Raw genomic sequence first — 8,306 nt, forward strand, 5'->3', positions numbered from 1 at the left:
GACTCTTTCCTCAAAGGCTCAGCGCAGGCGCTTTGCCGATCCAGACGGTAACTGCCCCGCCTCTTCCATCTGCTGCACTCGCAGCAACAAGGCCTCGCGTTGCGGCTCTTGCCCCTTGGGCACCTGCAAGCTGAACTGCCAGGTACACCAGCGGTTCAGTTGCTCCAGCCAATGGGCAGCCTCGGCGGGCGCCTGATCATGGCGGCGCAACAGGTATTGCAACTGGCGCCACCCTGGCTTGCAGCTCAACAACGCTTGCCGACGTGGCTCGGGCAGCTCGTGCCAGTGCTGGTCCAGGCGCTGCTCCACAGCGTCGCGGTAATCGGTCCAGGCCTGTTGCCGCAATAACCGCAGGGCACAGGCGAAGACCTTGTCGGCGGGGTCGTCCAAGGCCGCGATCTGCTCGACCAAGCCCCGCTCGCCCAAGGCCTCCAGGGCGTGCACCCGCACCTGGAGCGACGCTGAACCCAGCGCCTCACGCAACATGGTGTCCGCCTCGGCAGCCTTGAGCTCCCGAGCCAGCCCCACCAGGCCCAGCCACGCGTCCTTGGTGCGCGGCAACGGCTCGGCCAGGCGTTTCAGCAACACCTCGCGACTGTCCAGGCCGACCTGTGGCGCCGCCCAACGGGCCAGGCAACGCAGGGCCGCCGAGCGATCAAGCAGCGCCGCCCGCAACGCCGGTCGCGGGTCATCCAGCAACGGCCAAAGCAACCGCAAGGCCTTGACCCGGACGCTGGCGCCGCAGGTCTGCATGGCCTGTTCCAGCAACGGCCGTGCCTCGGCCGGCAGCAACTCGGCGCATGCGTCCACGGCCCGCTGACGCACCGTCACCTCATCGTGGGCCAGGGCCAAGGTCAGCAACGCCAAAGGCTCACGGGTGCTTTCCAGCAACAGCGCCAACAGCCAGCGCGCCACCTTGCCCCGGGCGCCTACGAACGCCGCCAGCACCTGGGGCCGTACCTCGGGGGCCAGCAACACGTCGCGGGCCCGAGCCAGGGTCTGGCCATGGTCCACTCGCTGCTTGTCGGCCAGGGCCAACAGCGGCGCCAGGGCCTGCAACAACAGCTCGGCGCGCGCCGGCAGCAGGTACGCTTCGACAGCAACCGCTGCCTGTTGCCGGACTTGCGGCACCCAGTCATTCAGGCGTTCCAGCAGCGCCTCCAGGGCCTCGGCCGACGGCTGGGCGACCAAGGCCCGCAACGCCGCCTCGCGGACAAAACCATTGCCGAAGCGGCTGAGGATCAACCACGCGCTGAGGTGGTCGTGTTGCTCCAGCACGTCGCGAACCTGCGCCGCTTCGTAGTCCGAGAGCTGGTAATGCCAACTTTGCCACTCTTCCCTGTCACTCATGTTCCTACCCCTTTACACACACCACCTGACGCAAGGTGTGCAGCACTTCCACCAGCTCACGCTGGGCGTGCATGACTTGATCGATATCCTTGTAGGCCATGGGAATCTCGTCGATCACCGCCTCGTCCTTACGGCACTCGACGTGGGCCGTGGCGCGGATCTGGTCTTCCACGGTGAACAGCTTCTTGGCCTTGGTTCGGCTCATGACTCGTCCGGCACCGTGGCTGCAGGAGCTGAACGCTTCCTCGTTACCCAGGCCGCGCACGATAAAGCTTTTGGCCCCCATGGAACCCGGAATAATTCCCAGCTCACCCTTTTTAGCCGACACCGCGCCTTTACGGGTCACCAGCACCTCTTCACCAAAGTGCCGCTCTTTCTGCACGTAGTTGTGGTGGCAGTTCACCGCTTCCAGGGCCACCTCGAATGGCTTGCTGATCACCTGGCGGGTGGCCTGGATCACCGCTTGCATCATCAGTTCGCGGTTCTGCCGGGCAAAATCCTGGGCCCAACCCACGGCTTGCACGTAATCATCGAAATGCTCGCTACCTTCTTCGAAGTACGCCAGGTCGCGGTCCGGCAAGTTGGCGATGTGTTGGCGCATATCGGCCTGGGCCAGTTCGATAAACAGGTTACCGATGGCGTTACCTACGCCACGGGAACCGCTGTGCAACATGAACCAGACGCGGTTGGCTTCATCCAGGCACACCTCGACGAAGTGGTTACCGCCACCCAGGGTTCCCAGGTGCTGGCGGTTGTTGGTGTTGGCCAGCCGCGGGTACTTATCGGTGATGGCCTTGAACCCCGGATGCAGCGCCTTCCACACCTGATCGTTGGCCTGCGGCACTTCACCCCAGGCGCCTTTATCCCGACCGCTACGTGGCGACGTTCGCCCGTGGGGCACCGCCTGCTCGATGGCGCTACGCAGCCCCTGCAGGTTATCCGGCAGATCGGATGCGGTCAGCGACGTACGCGCGGCGATCATTCCGCAACCGATATCCACCCCCACTGCGGCCGGGATAATCGCCCCCACCGTGGGGATCACGCTACCGATGGTGGAACCTTTCCCCAGGTGCACATCGGGCATCACTGCCAGGTGCTTGAAGATGAACGGCATCTTCGCGGTGTTCATCAACTGCTCACGGGCCTCGCTTTCCACAGGTACGCCCTGGGTCCACATCTTGATCGGCTTACCGTTGGCCACTTCCAGCAGTTGATAGGTTTTGTTTTCCATGTGTTTGTCTCTTCTTCCTGTGGCCGGTGATCCGGCCCTGTTCAATAGTTTGCCTGTAGGCGCCGCCGGGCGGCGTTCGGTGTGCCGGTGAAGGCCATTTCTCGGGCCTCTTCGCTGGCAAGCCAGCGCCTACGGGACAGCGATGTTCGGTGTAAAGGCTGATGAATCAGTGCAGGCCAGGCCTGCGGGCAGCGACAAGAGGAACAGGCACATAGGCTCTACCCACTGAGCTACAGCCTTGCGGCTGGCGGGGCTCGAACCCGCGACACCATGTAGTACCTGTGGCATTCGCTGCCGACCCACCGAAGTGGGCAAAACCGTGCGACGACAAGGGAACGGTGAAACATAAGTTTCGTGTTCTGCCCTTTAAACTACGGCGCCCTCTTCAGGCACCGGCGGGAATCGAACCCGCATCACGAACGTGGGATGTAGTTCCACCTGCATTCGTCGCAAAAAACCTGCAAATCAGTTGGCACGACAACAACGGTGACTGATGGCCGGAATCGAACCGGCCTTAACCATCATGTACAGCCACCCGCATTCGTGCCGTCACCGGCCCTGACAAGAATGGCCGAGACGCCTTTGGATGTAGTCTCGACGGCATTCAGGGCCTGTGAACAAAAAACTCCGGTGTCCGCCGTGTTTGCGGCGGACGGTTGACTCCATGGTTTGCCGATCAGGGCGCCAACGCCTCGATCGCCTCGACCCAGTGCTGCGTGCCGTACTGCCCGGAGGCGAACTGGCCGATCAGGTCAAACACTGCGTCGCTGAAGCCGCCGACGTTGAGGATGTCCTCGCGGTCCATGGCCTGGGTCGTGGCCCCGGGTTGCAGGTCGATGCACACCAGCCGCGCTTGCGGGTTGATGGCCTTGATCCGCTGCCACTGGCGCAGGGTTTCAGTCGCCCCATGCCGCCGGGCATCCATCCACGACTCGTTGTCCGAGACCAGGATCAGCGTATCGACCTTGGCCTTGTCATCCGCCAGCTTGGCCAGGGGCGCCGAACAGTGGGTTCCGCCGCCGCCAATCGCCGCAAGCTTCTGCGCATTGCTCATCACGCTGTCCCGCGGGTTGAGCTGGATGTCCACCACCCTCATTTCAAAGGGCATCACCCGCGCCGCTGGCTGCTTGCGCACCACCGCTGCCGCCACCAGGGCCGCCACATCGATGCAACGCACCGCGGTGGTGGCGCCCTGGCGATAACCGGTGATCGGGCTGTGCATCGAGCCCGACACGTCGGGACACACCACCACCGAACCTGGCAAGGCCGGCACGTTGGCCAATGACAACTCCAGGGCATCCTGCAGCGCCTCGCGGACCTTGCCCGGCACCTCGGCGCCGGCCATGCGATAGGCCGCCAGCAACTGGTACGGGTAGACCCGGGCCTTGGCCACGGCCTCGGCATCCGCCAGGCGCGCCGCCACATAGTCAGTGCAACCCGCCACCTTGAACGCGCCGTGGCGCGCCAGGGTGTTGAGGTTCATGCGCAAGGCCTGCCACCCCATGTTGCGCGCCTGGGCCGCCCATTGCTCGGCACTCAGCGTCTCGTTGGCCAGCAGCATAAAGGGCACCTGGGGCAACTCGCTGCTGGCGCCGCTGCGAAAGGCCAGCAAGGCCCGGGTCAGCGGTGGCAATGCCTGCGCATCCACCGGCTTGCCGATCAACCAGGCAAAGAAGGCTTCGCGCCAGCCTCGGCCGGCTTGGGGTGAACCATCTTCACCACGTCCGCCAGGGACGGTTGGTTGCCGACCGAGGCCTGCAACAATTGGTATTCGCTGGCGTTGTTCAACCAGTTCTGCACCAGGCGCTTGGGCTGCGAACCCAGGGACTTACGCCCGGTGGCGCCGCTGCGCAGGATCTGCACGAAGTTGCGCAGCATCTTGCCGCTGTCCACCACGTGCTCGAACAACTCTGGCAACACCGAGGAACGCTGGGCCGCCAGGGCCGCCAACATCAACGCCGGCATGTCCTTCATGTGGCCCTGCTGCCGAGCGTAACGAGCAGCCTTGGCCACGTAGCGGCTGTCCAGTTGGGCCACCAGTTGCAGCACGCTGTCGAGCTGGCTGTCGGCCGAGGTGTAAAAGGTCTGGCTCAGGCAACCCGTCGCCGCCAACTGCGCCAGCCGATGCTTGGCGCTGTAGGCATAGGCCGGAGCCTTGGAGGCATTCAGCGTGTTGCTGGCGGCGGCCGTTGCCTGTTGGGTGTTGAACAGCTGGGGGTTGGCCATGATGGCGTCTCGCTCTGTTATCCGTTTCGTTGCCAGAGTGACTGCAGGGCACGTGCCAGTTTGTTTTCTGGCCGTGATTTAATTTTTAAGTTATTGATTTTAAACAATATTTTTATTTAATTTATTTTATTAAGGAAAAATCAGCGACAGGCCGACACCAAATTATTTATCCTTTCGTATCGCTACTTATCTCTAGGTATAAACATGTCGAGCAAGCCCACGGTCGCCATCGGTTTTATCGGCTCCACCCTTGATCGTGTCGGTAAGGGGGCCAACCGTTGGGGCCATTGGCGGCCCAGCGTCGGCCTGTGCCAACAGGAGGACGTGCTGATTCATCGGCTGGAGCTGATTCACGGCGTCGACGCACGGGACGTCAGCCTGGCCGGGCGGGTGGCGACGACATTCGCCAGGTCTCCCCCGAGACCGAAGTGCGCCTGCACCCCATGCCCCTGCGCAATCCCTGGGACTTCGAGGAGGTCTACGGCGCCCTGCACGACTTCACCAGCGCCTACGCCTTCGACACCGAACGCGAGGACTACCTGGTGCACATCACCACCGGCACCCACGTGGCGCAGATCTGCTGGTTCTTGCTGACCGAGGCGCGCTTTCTTCCGGCGCGGCTGATCCAGACATCCCCGGCCCGGCGCCGCGACGAAGAACAACGCGCCACCGGCACCCATGCGCTGATCGACCTTGACCTATCGCGCTACGACCGCATCGCCTCGCGCTTCGCCCACCAGCGCCTGGAGGGCCTGGCCTTTCTCAAGTCGGGCATCGCCACCCGCAATGCCGCCTTCAACCGCTGTATCGAGCAGATCGAACGGGTCGCGGTGCGCTCCAAGGCGCCGATGCTGCTGATTGGCCCCACCGGTGCCGGCAAGTCGTTCCTGGCCCGGCGCATTTATGAACTCAAACGCAGCCGACACCAGGTTCAGGGGCGTTTTGTCGAGGTCAACTGCGCCACCCTGCGCGGCGACGGCGCCATGTCGGCACTGTTCGGCCATATCAAGGGCGCGTTCACCGGAGCCCAGAATGCCCGGGACGGCCTGCTCCGGGCGGCGGACGGCGGCATGCTGTTTCTCGACGAGATCGGCGAACTGGGGCTGGACGAGCAGGCCATGCTGCTCAAGGCCATCGAGGAGAAGCGCTTCTTCCCCCTGGGCTCGGACAAGGAAGTGGACAGCGACTTCCTGATCATTGCCGGTACCCACCGCGACCTGCGGGGCCGGGTGGCCGAAGGGCTGTTCCGTGAGGACCTGTATGCGCGGATCAACCTCTGGACCTTCGACTTGCCCGGGCTGGCCGGGCGCCGCGAAGACATCGAACCCAACATCGACTTCGAACTGCAGCGCCATGCCCGGGAACAGGGGCACCTGGTGCGCTTCAACCTGGAGGCACGGCGCCGCTACCTGGCCTTTGCCAGCTCCAGCGAAGCGGCCTGGCTGGGCAACTTCCGCGAGCTGTCGGCCTCCATCACGCGCATGGCCACCCTGGCCGACAGCGGGCGAATCGACGAAACCCAGGCCGAAGAAGAGATCCAGCGCCTGCGCCACGCCTGGGGGCTGAGCCAGGAACCGGACGAGCTGCAAGGCCTGCTGGCCGAGGACCTGGAGCTGGACCTGTTCGACCGCCTGCAACTCAAGGAGGTGGTCAAGGTGTGTCGCCAGGCCGAGAGTCTGTCGGCGGCCGGGCGCGCGCTGTTTGGCGTGTCCCGCCAGGGCAAGGCCACCCCCAATGATGCCGATCGCTTGCGCAAGTACCTGGCGCGCTTCGGCCTGGACTGGAAACAGATCAGCGACTAGCCCCGTTGCAGATACCGGCCCACGCCCTCGGGGCCGGCTTCACTCGCGGGGCACGGCAAACACTCCCTTGCCCCGCGCCACCACCCGCTCGCCCACCGTCAGCACCACGCCGGCAAACGCCAGCTGCCGCCCGCGCTGGGAATGCTCCAGGCGCACCTCGATCCACTCCCCGACCTGCGCCGCACCGAGGTAATCCAGGCTCATGCTGGCAGTGATCAGCGGCACCGGCGGGTCGCTGGAAAAGGCCATGGCGTAGCCCATGCCGATGTCCGCCAGGGTGGCAAGAATGCCGCCGTGCACCGTGCCGCGCCCATTGGCATGACGTTCGTCGGCGCGCAGGCCAAGGTGCAGGTCCAGGCCGCTGCCACGGCAGTACACCGGGCCGATCAGGGTCAGCAGCGGGCTGCTGCGGGGCAACAATTGGAAGCCGGGGGGAAGATCCGATTCACTCATGGGGCGCTCCTGACTGGGTTGATGACACTGCACGTCGCAGTGGTCGCAGGTGTAGTCCAGATCCACCGCGCCGCCCATCTGCATCAGCCCCGGGAATTGACTGCAATAAGCCCCACACAAACCGCCTTACCGCGGCAATCGGCGTTAAGATGCGCGCCCTGACACTTGCCCCCGCCATCAAGGAGAAACAATGCACCTTCAGGACCGCCGCCCCGCTTCATTCGGGGCCTTGGCTTTGGTATTGCTCGGCAGCCTAGCCCTGAGCGCCTGCTCACCCAGCGAGCGCTCGTCATCGGCAGAAGTGGCAGGCGCCAAGGGCAAGGCCGGTGCCTTGCTGGCCTACGAACATGAATTGAGCCTGTCCCTGCCCTCGGCGCAAATTGCCGCGCGCGTAGAGGCGACCCGCGAAGCCTGCGAACAGGCCAGCTTCGGCGCCTGCAACATCCTGCGCCTGGAACAGGGCCAGTACCGCTCCCGGATCATCCTGCGCATCGCCCCGGAAGGCGTGGAGCCCCTGGTCAAACTGGCGTCCGAAGGCGCCGAGCTGGGTGAACGCATCACCACCGCCGAAGACCTGGCCGACGCCGTGGCCGATGTGCAGCGCCAACAGGACCGCCTCAAGGCCCAGCAACGACGCCTGGACGAGCTGGCGGCGCGCCGCGACATCAGTGTCAGCGACCTGGTGGTGCTCAGCCGCGAGCAGGTGACCATCGAGAACGAACTGCTGGCCCTGGCACAAACCGCCGCCGGCCAGCAGCGCCGCCTGGACACCAACCGGGTGACCCTGGACTTCCAGCCCAGCGACAGCGCACAACGCCAGTCCAACCTGAAACAGGCCTTCGCCAACCTGCTGGACAACTTGTCCGACGGCACCGCCCAAGCCCTGGAGAAAGGCAGCTACGCCTTGCCGTTCCTGATCCTCGCCTTCCCGCTGGCCATGCTCTGGGTCTGGCTGTGGCGCAAGTTCATCCGCCGCCGCCCTTGAACCCTCCTCCGGCAGGAGCCCGCTCAACGGCTCCTGCTGCGCCAAACATCATCGGCGTCGATGGTCACCATCGACCCAATGAAGTTCTCTAAAAAAATCCCTCGCGTAACCTCTGCTCCATACCCAACACACACCCCGGAGCACACCCTCATGAAACGCCACATCATTCTCGGCCTCACGTTCTCGGTACTGGCAGCCAACACCTTCGCCGCCACCTTCACTCACTCCGCCGTTGCAGAAGGTGGTTCGGATCGTTTGA

The 8,306-nt window shown here is 64.3% G+C and carries 4 protein-coding genes and 2 pseudogenes; 2 read left to right on the forward strand and 4 right to left on the reverse strand.

Annotation, left to right across the window (positions count from 1 at the left end):
* Positions 1 to 18: 18 nt before the first annotated feature.
* The 3 genes and pseudogenes from M1B35_RS31560 to M1B35_RS31570 form a co-directional block, all read right to left on the reverse strand.
* Positions 19 to 1,350 (reverse strand): HEAT repeat domain-containing protein, encoded by a 1,332-nt coding sequence (locus M1B35_RS31560; RefSeq protein WP_268264033.1) that lies wholly within the window; start codon positions 1,348 to 1,350, stop codon positions 19 to 21.
* A gap of 4 nt (positions 1,351 to 1,354) precedes the next feature.
* Positions 1,355 to 2,581 (reverse strand): RtcB family protein, encoded by a 1,227-nt coding sequence (locus tag M1B35_RS31565; protein ID WP_123331402.1) that lies wholly within the window; start codon positions 2,579 to 2,581, stop codon positions 1,355 to 1,357.
* A 676-nt stretch (positions 2,582 to 3,257) separates the two neighbouring features.
* Positions 3,258 to 4,807 (reverse strand): annotated as a pseudogene (locus M1B35_RS31570) (RNA-binding protein).
* 204 nt (positions 4,808 to 5,011) lie between these two features.
* Between M1B35_RS31570 and rtcR the strand changes: the two are divergent.
* A pseudogene (gene rtcR / locus M1B35_RS31575) lies at positions 5,012 to 6,609 on the forward strand (RNA repair transcriptional activator RtcR).
* A gap of 39 nt (positions 6,610 to 6,648) precedes the next feature.
* On the opposite strand, the gene M1B35_RS31580 reads toward rtcR, so the two are convergent.
* Positions 6,649 to 7,062: a PaaI family thioesterase gene (locus M1B35_RS31580; protein WP_123331396.1), complete on the reverse strand. Its 414-nt coding sequence runs from the start codon at positions 7,060 to 7,062 to the stop codon at positions 6,649 to 6,651.
* A gap of 190 nt (positions 7,063 to 7,252) precedes the next feature.
* Here M1B35_RS31580 and M1B35_RS31585 point away from each other — a divergent pair, with 190 nt between their 5' ends.
* Complete coding sequence (locus tag M1B35_RS31585; protein WP_268264034.1) at positions 7,253 to 8,047, forward strand: DUF4349 domain-containing protein; 795 nt, start codon at positions 7,253 to 7,255, stop codon at positions 8,045 to 8,047.
* The last annotated feature ends 259 nt before the right edge of the window (positions 8,048 to 8,306 follow it).

Origin of the sequence: Pseudomonas morbosilactucae, assembly GCF_023241665.1 — a bacterium.
GTDB classification, from domain to species: Bacteria; Pseudomonadota; Gammaproteobacteria; order Pseudomonadales; family Pseudomonadaceae; genus Aquipseudomonas; species Aquipseudomonas morbosilactucae.